The 21,576-nt window shown below is 73.3% G+C and carries 19 protein-coding genes; 4 read left to right on the top strand and 15 right to left on the bottom strand.

The genetic code is table 11. The features are described 5' to 3' along the window. Positions 1–174: 174 nt before the first annotated feature. Positions 175–1,170, top strand: coding sequence for a Bug family tripartite tricarboxylate transporter substrate binding protein (locus ACK8OX_RS07510; protein WP_430663343.1), 996 nt, complete (start codon positions 175–177; stop codon positions 1,168–1,170). Positions 1,171–1,250: 80 nt separating this feature from the next. Then, on the top strand, positions 1,251–2,225 hold the full coding sequence (locus tag ACK8OX_RS07505; RefSeq protein WP_430663342.1) for a Bug family tripartite tricarboxylate transporter substrate binding protein: 975 nt from the start codon (positions 1,251–1,253) through the stop codon (positions 2,223–2,225). A 30-nt stretch (positions 2,226–2,255) separates the two neighbouring features. Here the strand turns inward: ACK8OX_RS07505 and ACK8OX_RS07500 are convergent, their stop codons facing one another. From ACK8OX_RS07500 to ACK8OX_RS07460, 9 genes are all read right to left on the bottom strand, one after another. Continuing rightward, on the bottom strand, positions 2,256–3,275 hold the full coding sequence (locus ACK8OX_RS07500) for an amino acid ABC transporter substrate-binding protein (RefSeq protein ID WP_430663341.1): 1,020 nt from the start codon (positions 3,273–3,275) through the stop codon (positions 2,256–2,258). A gap of 73 nt (positions 3,276–3,348) precedes the next feature. Then, on the bottom strand, positions 3,349–4,377 hold the full coding sequence (locus ACK8OX_RS07495; RefSeq protein WP_430663340.1) for an amino acid ABC transporter substrate-binding protein: 1,029 nt from the start codon (positions 4,375–4,377) through the stop codon (positions 3,349–3,351). Between the two features lie 117 nt (positions 4,378–4,494). Further along, a complete protein-coding gene (locus ACK8OX_RS07490; protein WP_430663339.1) occupies positions 4,495–5,574 on the bottom strand; it encodes an ABC transporter ATP-binding protein in 1,080 nt (359 codons plus the stop codon). After that, positions 5,571–6,347, bottom strand: coding sequence for an ABC transporter permease (locus tag ACK8OX_RS07485; RefSeq protein ID WP_430663338.1), 777 nt, complete (start codon positions 6,345–6,347; stop codon positions 5,571–5,573). Before ACK8OX_RS07485 ends, ACK8OX_RS07490 begins: the two co-directional genes overlap by 4 nt. Beyond that, positions 6,344–7,408 (bottom strand): ABC transporter permease, encoded by a 1,065-nt coding sequence (locus tag ACK8OX_RS07480; RefSeq protein WP_430663337.1) that lies wholly within the window; start codon positions 7,406–7,408, stop codon positions 6,344–6,346. The genes ACK8OX_RS07485 and ACK8OX_RS07480 overlap by 4 nt, the downstream gene beginning before the upstream one ends. A 124-nt stretch (positions 7,409–7,532) precedes the next feature. Beyond that, entirely contained in the window at positions 7,533–8,570 is a 1,038-nt protein-coding gene (locus ACK8OX_RS07475; protein WP_430663336.1) for an extracellular solute-binding protein, read from the bottom strand. Next, positions 8,567–9,529, bottom strand: a complete 963-nt coding sequence (locus tag ACK8OX_RS07470; protein WP_430663335.1) for an aminotransferase class IV — start codon at positions 9,527–9,529, stop codon at positions 8,567–8,569. The genes ACK8OX_RS07475 and ACK8OX_RS07470 overlap by 4 nt, the downstream gene beginning before the upstream one ends. Before the next feature lie 48 nt (positions 9,530–9,577). Further along, entirely contained in the window at positions 9,578–10,570 is a 993-nt protein-coding gene (locus ACK8OX_RS07465) for a LysR substrate-binding domain-containing protein (protein WP_430663334.1), read from the bottom strand. A 19-nt stretch (positions 10,571–10,589) separates the two neighbouring features. Next, positions 10,590–11,312 (bottom strand): hypothetical protein, encoded by a 723-nt coding sequence (locus ACK8OX_RS07460; protein WP_430663332.1) that lies wholly within the window; start codon positions 11,310–11,312, stop codon positions 10,590–10,592. 86 nt (positions 11,313–11,398) lie between these two features. Between ACK8OX_RS07460 and ACK8OX_RS07455 the strand changes: the two genes are divergently transcribed. Together ACK8OX_RS07455 and ACK8OX_RS07450 are read left to right on the top strand one after the other, a co-directional pair. Continuing rightward, complete coding sequence (locus ACK8OX_RS07455) at positions 11,399–12,373, top strand: Bug family tripartite tricarboxylate transporter substrate binding protein (protein WP_430663331.1); 975 nt, start codon at positions 11,399–11,401, stop codon at positions 12,371–12,373. A gap of 25 nt (positions 12,374–12,398) precedes the next feature. After that, a complete protein-coding gene (locus ACK8OX_RS07450) occupies positions 12,399–13,163 on the top strand; it encodes an MBL fold metallo-hydrolase (RefSeq protein ID WP_430663330.1) in 765 nt (254 codons plus the stop codon). On the opposite strand, the gene ACK8OX_RS07445 is transcribed toward ACK8OX_RS07450, so the two are convergent. Genes ACK8OX_RS07445 through ACK8OX_RS07420 form a run of 6 tightly spaced genes read right to left on the bottom strand, consistent with a single transcriptional unit; the run spans position 13,153 to position 21,520 of the window. Continuing rightward, a complete protein-coding gene (locus ACK8OX_RS07445) occupies positions 13,153–14,823 on the bottom strand; it encodes a thiamine pyrophosphate-dependent enzyme (protein WP_430663329.1) in 1,671 nt (556 codons plus the stop codon). The two genes, ACK8OX_RS07450 and ACK8OX_RS07445, sit on opposite strands and share 11 nt — an antisense overlap. Further along, complete coding sequence (locus tag ACK8OX_RS07440) at positions 14,810–15,790, bottom strand: Bug family tripartite tricarboxylate transporter substrate binding protein (RefSeq protein WP_430663328.1); 981 nt, start codon at positions 15,788–15,790, stop codon at positions 14,810–14,812. Before ACK8OX_RS07440 ends, ACK8OX_RS07445 begins: the two co-directional genes overlap by 14 nt. 28 nt (positions 15,791–15,818) lie before the next feature. Further along, positions 15,819–16,775: a branched-chain amino acid transaminase gene (locus ACK8OX_RS07435; RefSeq protein WP_430663327.1), complete on the bottom strand. Its 957-nt coding sequence runs from the start codon at positions 16,773–16,775 to the stop codon at positions 15,819–15,821. A gap of 13 nt (positions 16,776–16,788) precedes the next feature. Further along, on the bottom strand, positions 16,789–18,894 hold the full coding sequence (locus tag ACK8OX_RS07430) for a hydantoinase/oxoprolinase family protein (protein WP_430663326.1): 2,106 nt from the start codon (positions 18,892–18,894) through the stop codon (positions 16,789–16,791). Next, positions 18,891–19,874: a tripartite tricarboxylate transporter substrate binding protein gene (locus ACK8OX_RS07425; protein ID WP_430663325.1), complete on the bottom strand. Its 984-nt coding sequence runs from the start codon at positions 19,872–19,874 to the stop codon at positions 18,891–18,893. Before ACK8OX_RS07425 ends, ACK8OX_RS07430 begins: the two co-directional genes overlap by 4 nt. Beyond that, the gene (locus ACK8OX_RS07420) at positions 19,871–21,520 is read right to left on the bottom strand and encodes a hydantoinase B/oxoprolinase family protein (protein ID WP_430663324.1); all 1,650 of its coding nucleotides are present in this window, start codon (positions 21,518–21,520) and stop codon (positions 19,871–19,873) included. The genes ACK8OX_RS07425 and ACK8OX_RS07420 overlap by 4 nt, the downstream gene beginning before the upstream one ends. Positions 21,521–21,576: the final 56 nt, after the last annotated feature.

Raw genomic sequence — 21,576 nt, 5'->3', positions numbered from 1 at the left:
TCGTTGAAGATGATGAAGAACGGCCGCCCCGCAACCCTTGGACCACGCCGTGCCGCCGGCCCGGAAGGGGTGATTTCCGTCCATCCCCGATGTCCCCGTGATCCACAGGCCCCGAAGCCCCTTCGCAGCGACGGCCCCGCGCCGCATCATCGCGTGACCGACGGGAGAGCCTCGATGACCGACCAGATCCTGACCACCCCCCTGCGCCGCCGCGCCCTGCTCGCCGGCACCGGCGCGATGCTGGCGGCGCCCGCCCTCGGCCAGGGCGCCTGGCCGACGCGCCCGGTGCGGATCGTGGTGCCCTTCGGCGCGGGCGGCGGGTCCGACGTGACGACGCGCATCATCGCCCCCCGCCTGCAGGAGGTGCTGGGCCAGCCGGTGGTGATCGAGAACCGCGGCGGCGCGGGCGGCGTGGTGGGCACGGACTACGTGGCCAAGCAGCCGCCGAACGGCGATGTCTTCGTGCTGGCGACGCTGTCGCCCATCGGGCTCGCGCCCGGGCTGCCGGCCCCGATGCCCTTCGACCCGATCCGCGACCTGACGCCGGTGGCGCCGACCGTCTTCGTGCCGATCTGCATGGCCATCACCACGCGCGGCGTGGATGCGCGCACGGCGCAGGACTTCGTGCGGCTGATGCGGGCGCGCCCGGGCTTCTACCAGTACGGCTCCTCCGGCGTCGGCGCCTCGGGCCACATCTCGGCCGCGACCTTCGCCATCAAGGTGGGGGCGGAAGCCGTGCACGTTCCCTATCGCGGCGGCGGGCAGGTCTTCGCGGCGCTGCAATCGGGGGAGATCCACTACTGCATGGACATCCCCTCCCTCCTCAAGCCGTTCCACGATGGCGGGACGGCGCGGATCCTGTTCACCGCGACCGACGAACGCTCCTCCATCATCCCCGACATCCCGACGGCGCGGGAAGCCGGGATCCCCGACTTCAAGTCCTATTCCTGGTACGGCATCTTCGGCCCCGCCGGCATGGCCCGCCCGATCGTGGACCGCATGGCGCAGGCGCTGGAGACGGTGCTGTCCGATGCCACGATCGCCCGCCGCTTCGAGGAGATGGGCACCCCCGCCATGCGCGGCTGGACGCCGGACCGCTTCGCCGCCTTCGTGCGCGAGGAGAACGCGACCTGGGTGCCGCTGGTGCGCAGCCTGAACATCCGCGAATAGGCGCGGGCCGCGCGAAGCCCGCCCGCGGAGTGGCGCGGGGCCGGCTTCCGCGCTTTGATGCAGGGTGGAGGGCTTCCCCGATGATCAGACTTCCACGCCGCGCCGCGCTGGTCCTGCCGGCCGCCACGCTCGCCCGCCCTGCGCTCGGCCAGGCCTGGCCGACGCGGCCGATCCGCATCGTGGTCGCCTTCGGCACCGGCGGCGGCACCGACATCACCACCCGCCTCCTGGCGCCGAAGCTGTCCGAGATCCTCGGCCAGCCCGTGGTGGTGGAGAACCGGGTGGGCGCGGGCGGCACGGTGGGGGCGGACTACGTGGCGAAGCAGCCGCCGAACGGCGAGACCTTCCTGCTCGCCACCGTCTCCAACACCGCGCTCGCGCTCGGCCTCTACCAGCGCCTGCCCTACGACCCGCTGCGGGACCTGGCGAGCGTGGCGCCGACCGTCTTCGTCCCCCTCGCCATTGCCGCCTCCGCCAGGCTCGGCGCCCGCAACGCGGAGGAGTTCATCGCCCTGCTGCGCGCCAGCCCCGGCCGGTTCAGCTACGGCAGCGCGGGGGCGGGCACCTCGGGCCATATCTGCTCGGCCACCTTCCTGTCGCGCATCGGCGCCACGGCGGAGCATGTGACCTATCGCAACCCGGGCCAGACCTTCCTCGCGCTCCAGCAGGGCGAGATCGCCTTCACCACGGACATCCCGAGCCTGCTCGCGCCCTTCCACCGCGAAGGCACCGCCCGGATGATGTTCGTGGCGACCGAGGAGCGCAGCCCGCATGCGCCGGATGTACCCACCGCGCGGGAAGTCGGGCTCGGCGACTTCAAGGCCTATTCCTGGTACGGGATCTACGCGCCGAGCGGCACGCCCGCGCCGGTGGTGAACCGCATGGCGGCCGCGATCGAGCAGGCGCTGGCGGACCCCGCCATCGGCGCCCGCTTCGACGAGATGGGAACGCCCGCGATGCGCGGATGGACACCGCAGCGCTTCGCCGACTTCCTGCGGAGCGAGATAGACCTGTGGGTGCCGCTGGTGCGGGCCAGCGGCGCGCGGGCGGATTGACCGGCGGGCGGGTGGCCCGCCGGCGCGCATTCAGCGCATCGGGGGCGCGTATTGCAGCCCGCCGCGGGTCCAGAGGTTGTTGATGCCGCGCTGGGTGCCGAGCGGCGTGACGTTGCGGTCCCAGACCTCCGCGAAGTTGCCGACGGCGCGGACGACGCGCACGGCCCAGTCGTTCTCCAGCCCCATCATGCGGCCGAGATCGCCGGTCCGGCCCAGGAAGCGCAGCACGTCGGGGTTGGTGCTGCCCGCGAAGCTGTCGATGTTGGTCGAGCCGATGCCCAGTTCCTCCGCCGTCAGCAGGGCGAAATGCGTCCAGCGCACGATGTCGAACCAGCGCCAGTCGCCCTTGCGGACCAGCGGGCCGAGAGGCTCCTTGCTGAAGATCTCGGGCAGCAGGACGAAATCCGCCGCGCGGTCGCCCATGCCGGCGCGGAAGGCGGCGAGCGTCGAGGTGTCGGAGGCGTAGGCGTCGCAGCGGCCGGCGGCGAAGGCGCTGCGCAGTTCCTCGATGTTCTCGAACAGCACGGGGTTGAGGCGCATGGAGTTGCTGCGGAAGTAGTCCGCCACGTTCAGCTCCGTCGTCGAGCCCGGCTGGAGGCAGACCGAGGCGCCGTCGAGCTGCCGGGCGGAAGCGAGGTTCAGCCGCCGGTGCACCATGAAGCCGTTGCCGTCGTAGTAGTTGACCCCGGCGAAGACGAGGCCGAGTTGCGCCTCGCGCGAGAGGGTCCAGGTCGTGGCGCGGACCAGCAGGTCCACCTCGCCCGATTGCAGGGCGGTGAAACGCGCCTGGGTGGTGGTGGGCACGAAGCGCACGCGGTCGGGGTCGCCGAACAGTGCGGCGGCGACGGCGCGGCAGTAATCGGCATCGAGCCCGCGCCAGACACCGCGGCTGTCGGGCGTCGCGAAGCCGATGGTGTTGGGGGTGACACCGCAATTGACCGCGCCGCGGGCGCGGATGGCCGACACCGTGTCGGCTGGCGGCTGCGGCTGCGCCATGGCCGGCGCGGCCAGGCCGAGCAGGCCGAGGGCGGCGGCGATGATCCTTTTCATGGGTGGTCCTCGATATGCGAAGGGGGTGGCGGTCGCCCGCCACCCCCCGACACTACACCGCCCGCGCGTGCTGTCAGCGCATCGGCGGCGCGTATTGCAGCCCGCCGCGGTTCCACAGGTTGTTCGGCCCGCGCGGGAAGCCGATCGGCGTCATGTTGCGCTCCCACAGCTCGCCGTAGTTGCCGACCGCGCGCACCACCCGCACCGCCCAGTCGTTCTCGAGCCCGAGCATCCGGCCGAGGTCGCCGCTGCGGCCCAGAAAACGCTGCACGTCGGGGTTGGTGCTGTTCGCGAAGCTCTCGATGTTGGTCGAGTTGATGCCGAGCTCCTCCGCCGTCACCAGCGCGAAGTGGACCCAGCGCACGATGTCGAAGAAGCGCCAGTCGCCCTTGCGCACGGCCGGGCCGAGCGGCTCCTTCGAGATGATCTCGGGCAGCAGCAGGTAGCGGTTGGCGTTCGCGCCCTGCCCGGCGGCGAAGGAGGCGAGCGAGGAGGCGTCGTTGGTGTAGGCGTCGCAGCGGCGGCTGATGAAGGAGCTGCGGATCTCCTCGATGTTCTCGATGACCACCGGCGTGTAGCGCAGGCGATGCGTGCGGAAGAAGTCGGCCATGTTCAGCTCGGTCGTGGTGCCGGGCTGCACGCAGACCGTCGCGCCGTCGAGCTGCGTGGCGGAGGTGACGCCGCTGTCGCGGTGCACCATGAAGCCCTGCCCGTCATAGACACTGACGCCGGCGAAGACGAGGCCGAGCGAGGCTTCGCGCGCGAGCGTCCAGGTGGTGGAGCGGACGATCATGTCCACCTCGCCCGACTGCAGCATGGTGAAGCGCTGCGCGGTGGAGGAGGGGACGATGCGGATGCGGTTGGGATCGCCGAGGATGGCGGTGGCCACCGCGCGGCAGTAGTCCACGTCGATCCCGCGCCAGACGCCCTGGCTGTCGGGCAGCGAGAAGCCGACGGTGGAGGGCGCGGTGGTGCAGACCAGCTGCCCACGCGCGCGGATCGCCGCGACGGTGTCGGCGGTCGGCTGCGCCAGGGCCGGCGCGGCGAGGCCCGCGCCCAGTATCAGCGCGCCGAGCGCGGCGCCGAGTTTGGCAAGACGCATGCGTGAAGCTCCCCCTGCGGAGTTGTCGTGGCCGCGCCGGTCGCGGGCGACGCGATACTCTCACGGGCGGAAGCCCCGCCCGCAAGGGGCTGCCATGCGATTTCCGCAGGTCGGCGGTCAGTCCGGGAAGGCGCGCAGCGCCGCCGCGGGGAAGCCGATGCGCAGCGCCTGCCCCGGCTGCGGCACCAGGGCCCCTTCCTGCCGCGGAAGCTTCGCGAGGAGGTCGTCGCGGCCGGCGAAGGCCAGGCGCAAGCGGCTGTGGTCGCCGAGATAGACCACCTCCTCCAGCCGCGCCTCCGCCTGGTTGGCCAGCCCCGCCGCCGCCGGGCCGATGGCGATGCGTTCGGGGCGGAGGGAGAGCACCACCGGGCGGCCCGCCGGCAGCCCGCAAGGCGCGGCCAGCAGGCGCGTCCCGTCCGGCAGGCGGACCCGCGACGTCTCCGCGCCGGGCTCCTCCACCACGCCGTGGAGGCGGTTGTTCTCCCCCACGAAGCCGGCGACGAAGGCGTCCGCCGGCGCCTCGTACACCTCGGCCGGGGTGCCGAGCTGGCGGATGCGCCCGGCATCGAACACCGCGATGCGGTCGGACATGGTCAGCGCCTCGGACTGGTCGTGCGTGACATAGACCACCGTGACGCCGAGCTGGCGGTGGAGATGCCGGATCTCCATCTGCAGCTCCTCCCGCAGCTGCTTGTCGAGCGCGCCGAGCGGCTCGTCCATCAGCACCAGCTCGGGGCGGAAGATCAGCGCGCGCGCCAGCGCCACGCGCTGCTGCTGCCCGCCAGACAGCTCCGCCGGGCGCCGTTCCCCGAAGCCGGGCAGGCGCACGAGCGCGAGCGCGGCGTCAACGCGCTCCGCGACCTCGCGCCGCGGCACGCCGCGCACGGACAGCGGGAAGGCCAGGTTCCGCGCCACCGTCATGTGCGGGAACAGCGCGTAGTTCTGGAACACCACGCCGATGCCGCGCCGGTGCGGCGGCAGGCTCTCGATGCGCCGCCCGTCCAGCTCGATCGCGCCCGCACTCGGGTCCTCGAAGCCGGCCAGCATCATCAGCGTGGTCGTCTTGCCCGACCCCGAGGGGCCGAGAAGCGTCAGGAACTCGCCCCGCATGATGTCGAGGTCGAGCGAGGCGACGGCGGAGACGCGGCCGTCGAAGGTCTTCGACACGCCGCGGAAGCGGACCAGCGGCGCGTTCACCGCCGCCGTCCCCGCAGCAGCTCGGTCGCCAGCAGGAACAGGGTGGAGGCGAGGAACAGAAGCGTCGCGGCCGCCAGGATGGTGGGCGTCGTGTATTCGCGGACATTGGCGTACATCTGCCGCGGCAGGGTGAACTGGCCGGGCCCCGCCAGGAACAGCGTGATGACGAATTCGTCGAGCGAGGTGGCGAAGGCGAAGATCGCGCCCGCCGCGATGCCCGGCCAGGCCAGCGGCACCAGCACGCGAAGGAACCCCTGCATCGGCGACGCGCCGAGCGAGGCGGCGGCGCGCAGCAGGCCGGCATCGAAGGTGCGCAGCGTGGCGAGGACGGAGATCACCACGAAGGGCACCGCGATGACCGCGTGCCCCAGCACCAGCCCCGCCAGCGTGCCGGCGATGCCAATGGCGGAGAAGGCGAAGAACATCGACGCGGCGGTGACGATGAAGGGCGTCACCATCGGCAGCGTCAGCAGCGCCACGATCGCGCCGCGTCCCGGAAAGCGGCCGAGATGCAGCCCGACCGCCGCCATGGTGCCGAGCAGGGTCGCCACCACCGTGGTCGCCGCCGCAACCACCAGGCTGTTGCGCGTGGCCAGCACCCAGCGGCTGCTGGTCAGGAAGTCCTCGTACCAGCGCAGCGACAGGCCGCGCGGGGGGAAGGCCATCAGCTCGGTCGGAGACAGGCTCAGGATCATGGCCGCGAGCATCGGCGCCACCAGGAACAGCAGCACCAGCCCGGCCGTCGCCGCCAGCGCGGCGCGCCCCACCCTCACGGCCGCAGCCCCGGCAGGCCGGCGCCGCCCGTCAGCAGCCGCGCCAGGCCCAGCACCGCGCCCGCCATCGCCAGCAGATAGACCGACAGCGCCGCCGCCATGCCCCAGTTGACGTCGCGGTTCAGGAAGGACGCGATGAACCAGGCGACCAGCTGGTCCCGTTCCCCCCCCACCAGCGCGGGCGTGATGTAGAAGCCGACGGCCAGCAGGAACACCATCGCCGCGCCCGCCAGCACGCCGGGCATGGTCAGCGGCAGCCAGACCCGCGTGAAGCTCGCCCATCCCCCGGCGCCGAGCGAGGCGGCGGCGTGCAGGTAGCGCCGGTCGAGCCGCGACATCACGCTCAGCATCGGCAGGATCGCGACCGGCAGCAGGACATGCACGGTGGCCAGCAGCACGGCGAAGCGCGTGCCCACCAGCTGCACCGGCGCCTCCACGAGGCCGAGCGCGAGCAGCGCGGCATTCACCGGCCCCTCCCTGCTCAGCAGCACGAACCAGGCGGCGCTGCGGACCAGCACCGACGACCAGAAGGGGATCAGCACGAGGGCCAGCGCGACGCCGCGCCAGGGTGCCCGCAGGCGCGCGATGGCGGCCGCCACCGGATAGCCCAGCAGGACGCAGGCCAGCGTGACGACCAGGCTGACCGACAGCGTGCGCCAGAACAGCGTGCGGAACACCGCCTCCTCCGGCGCGACCGCCACCACCTCGCCCCCCGGAAGGCGCGTCATGTCGACCGCGCGCAGGAGGTAGAGCGTGGTGGCCGGCCCGCCGGCGCGGCGCAGCATCAGCCAGGTCCCGGCCTCCCCCCAGCGGGGGTCGAGGCGCGGCAGGCTCTCGGCGAAGGGGGCGGACAGGCGCGGGCCGGCGCGGGCCGTGCGCAGCAGCAGGCCGCGCATGCCCACGCGTTCGAAGTTCAGCCGCTGCGCCACCTCGCCGATGCGCTGCTCCTCCAGCGCGGCGGCGAGTTCGGCGGCGATGGCGGCGAAGGCGGGCTCCGGCGGCAGCCCCTGCCCGTCCCAGCGGGAGAGTTCGGCGCGCGTGCGGGGCAGCGCCTCCGCCACCTCCCGGTCGGTGACGGCGGTCAGCAGCGTCAGGCCGACGGGCAGCAGGAAGCATGCCGCGATCAGCAGCAGCAGCGGCGCGACCAGCGCGGCGGCAAGGAGGTTCCGGCGGCGCAGCGCGGCCTCAGCGGTTCAGCCAGGAGGCGAAGCGCTGCTCCAGGTCCGGGCCGTATTCCAGCCAGAACTCGGTGTCGATCTGCAGGCCCCGGTCCTGGTGGTTGCTCATCATCAGCGGGTTGCGGGCGCGCACATCGGGATCGTTGGCGACGGCGGCGGTGACGGGGTTGATGGGCCAGACCCGCGTGAGGTCCAGCAGCGGCGCGGGGCTGGTCATGTGGTCGATCAGGCGCATCCCGGCCGCGGCATTGGGCGACCCGCGCACCACCGCCCAGTAGTCGAAGGAATAGAGCAGCGTGTCCCAGACGAGGTCGTAGCGCGCGCCGCCGCGGATGGCGTTGGCGGTGCGGCCGACGAAGCCGACGGCGTAGGCGACCTCCCCAGCATTCACCAGCTCGATCGGCTGCTGCCCGCCGGTCCAGAAATGCAGGCTGGGCCGGATGCGGTCCAGCGCCGCGAAGGCGCGCTGCTGGCCGGCGGGGGTGGCGAGCACGCGGTACACCTCGGCCGCCGGCACGCCATCGGCCATCAGCGCGATCTCGAGCGTCATGCGCGCGCCGCGGCGCAGCGTGCGGCGGCCGGGGAAGCGCTGCGTGTCCCAGAATTCGCGGAAGTCGCGCGGGCCGGCGGCGTGGCGCGCGCCGTCCCAGAAGACGGCGACCCCCCAGCCGATGGCGCCCGCGCCGCAGGTGGTGGTGCCGCCGGGCAGGAACCTGTCGCGGCGCACCACCGACCAGTCGATGCGTTCGAAGACGCCGTCCTCGCAGCCGCGGATGAGGTCCGGCGCCTCCACCAGCACCACGTCCCAGGTGACGTTGCGCGCCTGCACCATCGCGCGGATCGGGCCGACATTGTAGTCATAGGCGGTGTCCGCCACGCGGGTGCCGGTGGCGCGGGTGAAGCTCTCGAACAGCGTGCGGCGCATGTGGTCCTGCAGCGCGCCGCCGCCCGCCACCACCGTCAGGTCCCGCTGCGCCAGCGCGGGCGCGGCGCCGAGCCCGGCCGCCAGCGCGGCGGCGGCGAGAAGCAGGGGTCGCCTCATCATGGTGTCTCCTCGGGCGGCGGGATGCTGGTGGCCGGGGTGATGTGCCAGCCGGCATTCTTCCTGGCGTAGTAGGTGTTGAGCAAGCGCGTCGTCACCGGGCCGGGCACGCCGGCACCCACCGGCCGCCCATCGATGCGCGTCACCGGGAACAGCCCGCAGGATGTGGCGGTGAGGAACGCCTCCTCCGCCCGCGCCAGCTCCTCCGGCATCAGCCGCCCGTAGCGGGCGGGGATGCCGAGGTCGCGCGCGATCTCGAACATGGTGCGGCAGGAGATTCCTTCCAGCACGCCCCGGTCGGGCGAGACCAGCGCGCCATCGACCAGCGCGACGACGTTGAAGCCCGGCGCTTCCGCCACCGCCCCGTCGGCGGCCAGCAGGACCGGCACGTCGTGGCCGCTGTCCTTGGCGGCGAAGGTGGCGCGGATGAAGTCGCCCCAGTGGCTGTTCTTCCAGACCGGGTTGACCGACTCCGCCGGGATGCGTGCGACATCGCGCGGCAGCGTGGCATGCAGGCCGCGGCGCATCTCCTCCGGCTGGCCGCGCAGGACCAGCGGGGTGACGGTGGCGAAGAAGGCGTTGCGGCTGCGCGCGGGGTCGCGCGTGCCCGGCACAGCCAGCCCGCGCGTGCAGGCGAAGTAGACCAGCGCGTCCGGCAGGCCGCTGCGGCGCAGCAGCTCCGCCAGGCGCCGGCGCAGCGCGTCCCGCGTCATCCCTGGGTCGAGCCGCAGGCCCGCGCAGGAAGCGAGGAAACGGTCGAGGTGGTCGTCCAGCCGGAAGAAGCCGCCGCGCCAGCTGTGCACCACGTCATAGGTCATGTCGGCATACATCAGGCCGAGGTCGCGGACCGGGATCCGCGCCTCGGCCAGCGGCACGACCCCGCCGTCGATCCAGGCGAGGGCGCGGCTGAAATCGGCATTGGCGACGGTCAGGTGATCTGGGACCTGCAGGGTCTCGGCCATGGCGGCATGAAGGGCGGCGTGGGGGGGCGCGTCAAGCAGCGCGGGGACCTACACCCCGCCCAGCACCTTCACGCCGCTCGACCCGGCCAGGATCTCCCGCACGGCGCCGCGCAGCAGCCGCGCCTCGCGGATGCGGACGAAGCCCGGGCGGTGGAACAGCGCGATCTCCCGCGCCAGGTCGCCCTTCCCGATGCGGCGATAGGCGACGAGGTCGTCGAGCAGCGTGCCGTTCTGCACGGCCAGTTGCGGCATGAACGAGATGCCGACGCCGGCCGCGACCATCTGGCGCAGCGATTCCAGGCTTGCCGCCTGCATCTCCGGCCGGTCCTCCCGCAGGCGCCCGGGGCAGAAGGCCAGCGCCTGGTCGCGCATGCAGTGGCCCTCGCTCAGCAGGATCAGGTCGGCGGGCGGGATGTCGGCCCGCGTCACGCGCTCGACCCGCGCCAGCGGGTGGTCGCGCGGGACGACCAGCACGAACTCCTCCCGGAACAGCTTCAGCGCGGTGAGGTCGGCGCCCGGCAGAGGCGCGGCGGCAAGCATGGCATCCAGTTCCCCCTCCTCCAGCTGGTGCGCCAGGGCGCGGGTGTGGCCCTCGCTGATCAGCAGGCGCAGCCGCGGGAAGCGCGCGCGCAGCGGCTTCATCAGGAAGGGCACGAGATAGGGGCCGAGGGTGGAGACGACGCCGAGGCGGAAGGTGCCGGCCAGCGGCTCGCCGCCCGCCGCCGCCACCTCGAACAGGCGCCGCGCCTCGGCCAGCACGATGCGCGCCTGGGCCAGCACCTCGGCTCCGCGCGGGGTGACGAGGGCGCCGCGCGGGCTGCGCTCGAACACCTCGGTGCCGATCGCCTCCTCGATCTTGCGGACCTGGGCGGAGAGCGTGGGCTGGCTGACCGCGCAGGCCTGGGCCGCGCGGCCGAAATTCAGGTGCTCCCCCACCGCCACCAGGTATTCCAGGTCGCGCAGCGAGAAGGATTGCAGATTGGTCGACATGGTGCCCCCCGCGCCGGCCTGCGCCCGCCCGGCGGGGGCAGCGTAGCGCATTCCCGCCCAGGTTGAGAAATCAGCCCGCCGGCGCCGGGGGCAGGACGAAGGCGCCCTGCCCCTCGGTTTCGGCCCAGGCGCGGAAAGGGGCGCTCGGCGTGACGCGGCCGGCCCGGATCAACGCGAGCCAGAGCGCGGTGGCGCGGACGAAGCGGTTCACGCCGCGCGGCCAGATCGCCAGGCTCATCGCCTCCGCGATGCAGGGCTCGGGCACGCCTGCCGCATAGGCGGCCTCGATCTCGGCGCCGAGGCCGAAGGGCTGGTCGGCCGCGGTCTGCACGCCGACGAGGCAGAGCCGCGCCAGCGGCAGCGGGATGGGCGCGCCGCGCAGCAGGGCCTCGGCGCCGTCCAGGTATTCGCGCGCGGCGGGGATGGCGGGGACGTGCGCCTGCCAGGCCTCGGCGATCATGGCGTAGCGCGCCGCCCCGGCTGCCCAGGCGGCAAGCCGGAATATCGCCGCCGCCTGCGCCGCCGTGCCGCCCGCGGCGCTGAACTTCGCGAGGTGGTGCGTGCCCACCGGCTCCTCGCAGGCGGCGAGGATCGCGAGCCAGACGGCCTCCCTCTCGAACGGGGTCAGGTGGCGGCGGTCGAGCGTGAGGGCGCGGTACATCGCCTCGTAGGCGTCGTGCAGCTCGGGCAGGGCGGCGGCCATGGCGCCGTGGTGGGGCAGGACGAAGCCGCGGGCGGCGCGGATCGCCTCGATGCGTGCGCGCACCTGCTCGGGCGTCGGGGTCTCTGTCATGCCGGGATGCTGCCCGCGGGTGGATGCGGTGTCACCCCGGCTGTGCTTCACTGCCGCAACGGATGCCGAACGGGGAGAGACCGAAGATGCGCCGCAGAGACCTCCTGCCGCTGCTCGCCGCGCCGCTGCTGCTGCCGCGGGCAGGCGCGGCGCAGGCCGCCTGGATGCCGGTCCGTCCGGTGACGCTGGTGGTGCCCTTCCCCCCCGGCGGTCCGACGGACCTGGCCGCGCGGGTGATGCAGGGCGGGATGCAGGCGGCGCTCGGCCAGCCCGTGGTGATCGACAACCGGCCGGGCGCGACGGGGGCCATCGGCTCGCGCCTCGTCGCGCAGTCGGCGGGGGACGGGCACACGCTGCTGGTGGCGGCCAGCGGGACGCTGACCATCAACCCGGTGGTCATGCGCAGCCCCGGCTACGACGTGGAGCGCGACTTCGCGCCGGTCACGCTGGTGATGACGGCGCCGAACATGCTGGTGGTGCATCCCTCGGTGCCGGCGACGACGGTGGCGGAGGTGGTGGCCTGGATGAAGGGGCGGCCGGGCGGGGTGAACTATGCCTCCTCCGGCGTCGGCTCCTCGGAACAGCTGGGGATGGAGCTGTTCCGCCTGCGGACGGGGACCGAGGCGACGGCGGTGCCCTTCGCGGGCGGGCCCGCGGCGATGCAGGCGGTGATCCAGAACACGGTGCCCGTCGCGGTGCTGAACGCCGCCACCGTCTCGCCCCACATCCAGTCCGGCGCGATCCGCGGCATCGCGGTGGCGGGGCCGCGCCGCCATTCCGCGACGCCGGATGTGCCGACCATGGCCGAGCAGGGCCTGCCGGAGATCGTCAGCGGCAGCTGGACCGCGGTGGTCGCGCCCGCCTCCACCCCCGCCGCCATCCTGGACCGGCTGAACGAGGTGATGGTCGCCACGCTCCGCACCCCGGAGGTGACGGAACGCCTGGCGCGGGTCGGCTTCGCGGTGGATGCGACGCCGCGCGCCGACCTCGCCCGCCTGATCGCCGCCGACCTCGCCCGCTGGCGCGACGTGGTGCGCGACGCGCGGATCGAGGTGAACTGACGCGCCGTCACGGAAGGAACGCCGCATGTCCTGGCAGGTCACCACCCTCATCCAGGGGTATCCGGGCAAGTCGCGCCAGCAGGGCGGGCTGGGCTGGAGCACGGTCGCGCTCGCGCGCGGGCCGGCGGGGCGGATCGCGGTGCTCGACACCGGCCGGATGGGCGCGCGGGGCCTCCTGCTCGCGAAGCTGGCCGAGGCGGGCGTCGCGCCCGCGCAGGTGACGGACCTGCTGGTGACGCATCTGCACTACGACCATGTCGAGAACTGGCCCTGCTTCCCGAATGCCACGCTGCATGTGCCGGGGGCTGAAATCGACTATGCGCTGGCGCAGCCAATCGGCACGCCGCTCTGGCCCGAGCATTCGCTGCGGGCGCTGGCCGCGGACCCACGCCTGCACCGACTGGCGGAGGGGCCGACCGGCCTTCCCGGGATCTCCTGCTTCGAGGCGCCTGGACATTCGCCGCACCACCTCGTCTTCGTGCTGGAAGGCGCGCCGCGCGTGATCTTCTCGGCCGATGTCGCGAAGAACCGCAGCGAGCTTGCGACCGGCAAGGCGGACATGACGATGGATGCGGCGGTGCATGCGCGGTCCATCGCGCGGCTCGACGCCGCGTGGAGGGAGGTGTCCGGCACGGTGCTGCTGCCGGGCCACGACCTGCCCCTGGTGCTGGACGGGTCGGGGCGACCGGTGCCGCAGGCGGCCCGCGACATCGCCATCGAGGCCTGGTTCGGCACGCGGCTTGACCAGGTGAGCCGCTTCGACCTGTCGGAGGCCGGCGTCAGGTGGTAGCGCGCCGCCAGGCCGTGACCTGCAGCGCCGAGGCATGCACATGCACCACCGCCGGCACCCGGCGGGGAGCGAGCGCGGCGTCCAGCGCGGGGGCGATCCCGGCCTCGTCGCGGATGGTGTAGCCCTCGGCGCCGAAGGCGCGGGCCCAGGCGGCGAAGTCCGGGTTCACCAGGTCCGCCGCCGCGGCCACGGGACGGCCGGGATAGCGGTTGCCGTGATGCATCCCGATCGAGCCGTAGGTGCGGTTGTCCGCCACCAGGATGACCGGCGCGGCACCGTGGCGCATGGCGGTTGCGATCTCGTTCCCCGTCATCAGCGCGCCGCCGTCCCCCACCACCGCGATCGCCTGCCGCCCCGGATGGCGGATGGCGGCGGCGACCGCCATCGGCACGCCCGCGCCCATGCCGCCGACGGCGGAGCCGAGGAAGACGTTGCCCTGGCCGAAGGGCACATGGCGGTGGACGAAGCTGGTGAAGTTGCCGGCATCCGTCGTCAGCACCGCATCCCCGGCCATGCGCGTGGCCAGGGCGATGCAGACGGCGGCGAAGTTCACGCCATCCGGCGCCGGCTCCGCGACCGGGGCCGTCAGTTCGCGATGGATGCCGTGCAGCCGCGCGATCCAGGCCGCGCGCCCCGGCGGCGGGGGCGGCGCAGCGCGGGCGAGAAGCGCGGCCACCACCTGGTGCGGATCGGCGGCGATCGGCAGTTCCGCGCGGAAGACGCGGTTGATCTCCACCGGGTCCGGCCAGACATGCACCAGCGGCACCTGGCCATCCGGCAGCGAGGGGAAGCTGTAGGACTGGCTGACCACGTCGCCCATCCGCTCACCGAGCGCGACGAGAAGGTCCGCTTCCCGCATCGCCCCCATCAGCCTCGGCTGCACGCGGTTGCCGACATAGCCCGCGCAGTTCGGATGGCGGCTGTCGAACAGGTGCGGCCAGCGATGCGTCGGCGCGACGGGCAGCGACCAGGCCTCGGCCAACCGCGTCAGCGCGGCGAGCTGCTGCGGATTTCCGTCCACCTGGCTGCCGGCCAGGACGAGCGGGCGTTCGGCGCGGGCGAGGCGGGCGGCCAGGTCATCGACCTGCGCGGCGGAAGGCCCCGGCACGGTGCGCGGGCGCGGCGTGGCCAGCGGCAGGCCGTCCGCCTCGTCGTCCAGCAGGTCCTCGGGCAGCACCACCGCGACGGGGCCGGGCGTGCCGCTTTCGGCGACGTGGTAGGCGCGCGCGATGGCTTCCGAAGCATGCAGCGCGAGGTCCACCTCGATCACCGCCTTGGTCGTGTCGGCCAGCAGCTTCGCGTAGTTCTGTTCCTGCAAGGCGCCGCGGCCGCGTTCGCGCCGGTCCACCTGCCCGATCAGCAGGATCATCGGCACGGCGTCGTGGAAGGCGGTGTGCAGGCCGATCATGGCATTCGCCACGCCCGGCCCGCGCGAGACGAGGCAGAGCCCCGCGCGCCCGCCGCGCATCCGGCCATCGGCGACGGCCATGTAGGACGCCCCGCCCTCGTGCCGGCAGACCACCAGCTTCAGCCGCGGCAGGTCGGTGATGGCGTCGGTCAGGCCGAGGAAGCTCTCGCCCGGGACGCAGAACACCAGGTCCGCGCCATGCGCGACCAGGCTCTCCGCGACGAGGCGCCCGACCGGCCTATTCGCTGACACGGATGCCGGCCGTGCGGATCACCTCGGCCCAGATCCGCCGCTCCCGCGCGATCTCCTCTCGGAAGGCGGCGGTCGAGGTGTCGGACTCGTCGATCAGGCTTTCGGTCAGGCGCGCCCGCACCTCGGGCCGGCGCACGCACTGGCCGATCTGGTTCGACCACCAGGCGACCCATTCGGGCGACAGGCCCTTCGGCCCCGCGACGCCCCACCAGCTGCCGCCCACCATGCCGGGCAGCGTCGCCTGCATCACCGGCACGTCGGGCAGCGTCGGGTGCGGGGCGGCGGTGGCGACGGCCAGCCCCCGCATCGCGCCGCCGCGGACATGTTGCAGCGCCTCCGGCAGCAGGGCGAAATAGACGTCGATGCGGCCGGCCATCAGGTCCACCAGTGCCGGCGCGCCGCCGCGATAGGCGATGAAGTCCAGCTCGATCCCCGCGAGTTGCGCCATCCGCGCGGCCATCAGGTGCGGGGAGGAGCCGGCGCCGCCATGCCCGCAGGTGATGCGCGCCCCCGGCCGCTTCGCATGCGCGATGAAGTCCGCCATGGTCCGGAAGGGCGCGTCGGGGCGGGCGACCAGCACCATCGCGCCGCGGCCCATGCCGCCGATCGGCACCAGCTCCGCATCCGGGTCGATCGGCATCGTCATCCCCGGCAGCACAGGCGAGACGGAGAGGTTGAAGCCGGAGGCGATGGCCAGCACATGGCCGTCGGGCGGGGAATTCGCCACCGCCTGCAATCCGATGAAGCCGCCCGCGCCGGTGCGGTTCTCCACCACCACGTTGCGGCCGATCTGCGGCCCGATCGCGGCGGCGACGATGCGCGCCATGGCGTCCACGCTGCCGCCCGCGGCGAAGCCGACGATCCAGCGCACGTCGCGGGTCAGCTGCTGCGCGCGCGGCAGCGCCGGCGCGGCCAGCGCGGCCGGCAGGGCGGCGAGCAGGGCGCGCCGCGCGATCGGGGTGGTCATTCTCGCCTCCTTGTCGGTGTTGTCGTTGCTATTCGGCCGCGGCGCGCGCCGCGCCGCCCCAGACCGGCGTCAGCCAGTGCCGGTATTTCGGGATCGCGCCGCGCGCCGCCCGGAAATACAGGTCCTGCAGCGCGCGCGTGACCTGCCCCGGCGTGCCGTCGCCGAGGTCGTAGTGGTCGATCGAGGAGATGGGCAGGACCTCCGCGCCGCTGCCGCAGAAGAAGGCCTCGTCGCAGACATACAGTTCCGACCGGTCGATGTCGCGCTCAACCACCTCGATCCCGAGTTCCGCGCGGGCGAGTTCCATCAGCGTCTCGCGCGTGATGCTTTCCAGGATGTCGGCAGTGACCGGCGGCGTCACCAGCCGGCCCTGGCGCATCATCATGATGCAGGCGCCCGGGCCTTCCGCCACCTTGCCCGCGTTGTTCAGCATGATCGGCGGGCCGAAGCCGTTCAGCCGCGCCTCGATGTAGGCGAGGCGGGAATTGTGGTAGTTCGCCCCCGACTTCACGCGCGAGGGGGAGCTGAGGTCGCCGTTGCGCCGCCAGGTGCTGACGCAGGACTTCACCCCGGTCCTCAGCGTGTCCTTCGACGGCATGGAGAGCGCGAGGATGAACATCCCCGTGCGGATCTCGTCCGGGCGGTACTGCGTCAGCTCGCCGTCGGCGAAATAGACGACGGGGCGGAAATGGATGCCGCTGCGGTAGTTGCAGGCGCGGATGAGGGAGATGCAGGCCGCCTCGATCTCGGCATCCGAATAGGGGATGGACATGCGCATGATGCGCGCGCCTTCCCGCAGACGCCGGATGTGGTCGGCGTGGCGGAACATGAACAGCTCCCCCTCCTCCTCGCTCCAGTAGGCGCGCTCGCCCTCGAACACGTTCTCGCCGCGGAGCACGCATTCGGTGGCGACATGCAGCGTGGCGTCCTTCCAGGGCACCAGCCGGCCATCCATCCAGACCCAGTCGGCCGTCATCTTCGGCATGCGGGCGTTCCTTCTACTCGGCGGCGTCGGCAGGCATGGCGGCCGGTTCGGCCGCGATCTCGATCAGCAGGTTGCCGCGGGCATCGGCGGTGATGCTGGCATCGGGGCCGACGACGACGGTCGATTCGCGCTCCTCCACCACCGCCGGGCCCGGGATGCGCTGGCCGGGCGGCAGGCGGTAGCGGTCATAGACCGCGCAGGGCGCCATCCCCGTCTCCGCGAACCAGACCGGGCGCGTGCCCTTGCGCGCGGCGCCGGCGGGGGCGGCCTCGCCCACCGTCTCCGGCACGCGCGGGCGGGTGGCGCCGGCATGCAGGCGCCAGCTCAGCACCTCGATCGCGACCCCCTCGATGCGGCGGTCGAACAGGCGCTGGTAGGTGTCGAGGAAGGCCTCCCGCACCGTCTCCCCGGTCACCGTCGCAGGCAGCCGCACATTGATGTCGAAGCCCTGGCCGAGGAAGCGCATATCCGCGCTGCGGGCGAAGGCGACGTCGCCGGGCGCCGCGCCGGCCTCCTCGATCATGGCGCGCGCCTCGGCCTCCATCCCGGCGAATTTCGCGCCGACCGCGTCCCAGTCCACGGCGGACAGGCGCTGCACGCCGCTCCGCACCAGGTCGATCGCCGGCGCCGCGACGAGGAAGCCGAGCGCGGAGGCGACCCCCGCCCCCGCCGGCACGATCACGCGCGACAGCTTCAGCAGCTTCGCGAGCCCGTAGGCATGCACCGGCCCCGCGCCGCCGAAGGCGAGCAGCGCGTAGCGGCGCGGGTCCCTGCCCTTCTCCGCAACGTACATCCGCGTCGCGGCGGCCATGTTCTCGTTCACCACGGCGTGGATGCCGGCCGCCGCCTCCAGCACCGTCATGCCGAGCGGCTTCGCCAGCCTCTCCTCCACCGCGCGTTCCACCGCCGCGCGGTCGAGCGCCATCTCCCCGCCCAGGAAGTATTCGGGCGAGAGGTAGCCGAGCAGCAGGTCCGCATCCGTCACCGTCGGCCGCGTGCCGCCGCGGGCGTAGCAGACCGGGCCGGGCACGCTGCCGGCGCTTTCGGGCCCGACCGTCAGCAGCCCCATCTCGCTCGCCTGCGCGATGGAGCCGCCGCCGGCGCCGATCTCGATCAGGTCGATCACCGGCACCTTCAGCGGCAGGCCGGAGCCCTTCCTGAAGCGCCGCACGCGCGCGGCCTCGAAGGTGGAGGCGTGCTCGGCCTCGCCGCCCTCGATCAGGCACATCTTCGCGGTGGTGCCGCCCATGTCGAAGGAGATCATGTCCTCGACCCCGCAGAGCCGGCCGAAATGCATCGCCGCCAGCGCGCCGGCGGCGGGCCCGCTCTCGATCAGCTGGACGGGGTTGGCGCGGGCGTGGCGCACGGTGGCGATGCCGCCGGCGGACAGCATCAGGTGCAGCGGGCCGCGCAGGCCGCGCCGGCCCAGCTCCGCCTCCAGCGCCGCCAGGTAGCGGTCCATCAGCGGCTGGACATAGGCGTTCACGCAGGCGGTGTTGGCGCGTTCGTATTCCCGGATCTCCGGCGCGACATCCGATGACAGCGTGACGCGCAGGCCCGGCAGTTCCTCGGCCAGGATCTCCCGCACGCGGCGCTCATGCGCGGGGTCGAGGTAGCTGTGCAGCAGGCAGACGGCCACCGCCTCCACCCCCTGCGCGGCCAGCGCGCGCGCGGCGTCGCGCACCTCCGCCTCGGCGAGCGGCAGCAGCACGCGGCCGCGCGCGTCCAGTCGTTCGGTCACCGCATGGCGGCGCGGCCGCGGCACCAGCGGCTCCGGCTTCTCGAGGAACAGGTCGTAGAGGTCGTAGCGCATCTCCCGCCCCATCTCGAGGCTGTCGCGGAAGCCGCGCGTGGTGATCAGGCCGATGCGCGCGCCCTTGCGCTCGATCACCGTGTTGGTGACCAGCGTCGTGCCGTGCACGATCTGCCGCACCGCCCCGATATCCGCCCCCGCCTCCCGCAGCAGGCGCTCCAGGCCATCGAGGATGGCGCGGCCCGGATCGTCGGGCGTGGTCAGGCGCTTGCCGGTCAGGATGCGGCCGCGCGCCTCGTCCACCAGAACGAAGTCGGTGAAGGTGCCGCCGACATCGACGCCGATCCGCAAGGTTCCATCCTTCATTCCGGCACGATCCCCGCCGCCTGCACCACCTCGCGCCAGCGCGTCGTCTCGCGCGCCAGCAGGTCACGGAACGCGGCGGGGCCGAGGCGCAGGCGCTGCAGGCCGAGCGCGGGCAGCCGCGCCGCCACCGCCTCGGCGTCCATCGCCTCGTTCGCGGCGGCGCCGAGCCGCGCGACCACCGGCTCCGGGATGCCGGCCGGGCCGAGCAGGCCCCACCAGAAGCCGGCGACCAGGTCGATGCCCTGTTCGCGCATCGTCGGCACGTCCGGCAGCGCCGGCATCCGCGCCTCCCCGGCCACGCCGAGCACGCGCACCTGGCCGGAGGCGACGAGCGGCGCGGCGGTGGCGAGCGCCATGAAGGTGGCCTGCACCGTGCCGTTCAGCACGTCCTGCACCGCCGGCGCGGCGCCGCGATAGGGCACATGCGTCATCCGCACGCCGCTGCGCATCTGCAGCAGTTCCAGCATCAGGTGCGTGCTGCTCGCGGTGCCGGCGGAGGCGAAGTTGATGGCGCTGGGGTTGGCGCGCGCGGCCGCCAGCAGGTCGGCCATGCCGCGGAAGGGGGACGCGCCCTGCACGGTCAGCAGGCCCGGCGCCTCGGCCAGGGCGCAGATGGCGGTGAAGTCCCGCGCGGCCTCGAAGGGAACGGGGCGGCCGGCAGCGGCCTGCACGGCGGGGACGGTGGCCAGCGGCGTGTCGCCCAGCAGCAGGGTGGTGCCGTCCGGCGCGGCGCGCATCACGGCTTCCGAGCCGATGACCGCGCCGGCGCCGGCGCGGTTCTCCACCACCACCGGCTGGCCGAGGCCCTGGCCCATCGGCACCGCCAGCAGGCGCGCCAGCGTGTCGGACCCGCCGCCGGCCGCCCAGGGCACCACCATGCGGAGCGGGCGGTCCGGCCAGCGCGGCTGCGCGCGGGCGGCGGCAGGCAGCAGCAGCGCGGCGGCGGCGGCAAGGCCGCGGCGCGTAGGGCGCAGGCTCATCCCTTCCTCCCGTAATCCCGTATTGCGCCTTCGGGCGTGACGTAGCCGTCCTCGAGGTCGCGCTCGATCGCGGCCGGGTCCCTCTCGCGCGGGTCACCATAGCCGCCGCCGCCGCCGTAATGCATCAGCAGGCGGTCGCCCGGCCGCAGCTGGGACCGGGACTTCGGATGCGGCGTCCGCCCGTCCTGCAGCCGCACCAGCGCCGGCGCGCCCGCCCCGCCGCCGTCGAGGCCGAGCGGCGGGTGCTTCATGCGGTCGGAGATGAGGGAGAGGCGCACCGGCTCCTCCGTCATCACCTCCAGCTCCACCTCCTGCCCGAGGCCGCCGCGGAAGCGGCCGGGGCCGCCGCTGTCGGGCAGCAGGTCCTTCTTCCACACCACGATGGGCGCGGAGGATTCGAAGGCCTCGATGCTGCCGCTGCCGGAATTGGTCGGGAAGGCGGTGGTGTTGAGGCCATCCGCATGGGCGCTGGCCCCCATGCCGCCGCTGCCGAACAGCACCTGGCTGAAGCGGTCGCCCCCAGGCGCGCGGCCGGTGTAGACAGGCCGCGGGCTGGGGGATGCGCTGTCCGCCACCACCTTGCCCGGCACGACCTGCGCGAGGCACTGATAGACCGCGCCGGAGAGGAACAGGCCGGTGAGGTGCCGCGCATTGACCGGCGCGGGCGGCGTCGGGTTGAGGATGCTGCCTTCCGGCGCCGTCACCGTCACCGCGCGGTAGCTGCCCTCGTTCCGCGGGGTCAGCGGGTCCAGCGCGCATTTCAGCGGGTAGACCGTGTAGGCGTAGGTGTAGTTCATCACGCTGTTGAGCCCGCGCGCGATCTGCGGGGAGGTGCCGGCGTAGTCGACGGTGAGGCGGTCGCCCTCGACCGTGACGGCGCATTCGATCCGCGTCTCCTGCTCCTCGTAGCCATCGGCATGGACCACGCCGCGCCAGGTGCCGTCCGGCAGGGCGGAGATGGCCTTGCGCATGGCGCGGTCGGCGCGGTCCTGCAATTCGGCGGACAGCTCCGTCAGGTCGTCGAGGCCGGTGTCGTCGAGGAATTCCATCACGCGGCGCGCGCAGACCGCCTGCGCGGTGATCTGCGCCTGGATGTCGCCCATCACCTGGTCGGCGACGCGGACATTGCCGCGGATGAAGTTCGCCACGTCCCGGTTCTCCCGCCCGCCGACCAGGAAGCGGGTGGGGTGGATGCGGATGCCTTCCTCGTACATCTCCGTGCAGTCGGCGGACCACAGCGTGCCGCCGATGTCGGGCATGTGGGAGGTGGCGCCCGCGAAGGCGACGATGCGGCCGCCGCGGAAGATCGGCGACGCCATGGTGATGTCCAGCAGGTGGCCCGTGCCCATCCAGGGGTCGTTGGTGATGAGCACGTCGCCCGGCCGCAGGTCCTCCACCGGCACCTCCGCCAGCATGTGGCGCAGCGTGCGCGGCAGCAGGCCGACGAAGCTCGGGATGCCGGTCGAATTCTCGGCCAGGCTGTCGCCGTTGGCGTCCATCAGCACCGTCGCGTAGTCGTTGGATTCGCGGACGATGGTGGAGAAGGAGGTGCGCAGCAGCGCCGCCGCCGCCTCGTCCGCGATGGAGATCAGGCGGCTCCAGAGGATCTGGAGGGTGACGGGGTCGAAACGCCTGCCCGGCTTCATGCGTCCTGCCTCATGCGGTCGGGGCAGTATCGGGGCGGGCTGGTCGCGCCGGTAGC

The organism is Falsiroseomonas sp. CW058 (genome assembly GCF_050563535.1).
Lineage (GTDB): Bacteria > Pseudomonadota > Alphaproteobacteria > Acetobacterales > Acetobacteraceae > Falsiroseomonas.
Note: the sequence above shows the minus strand (reverse complement) of the source record. Positions and strands in the feature narration are given on the sequence as shown.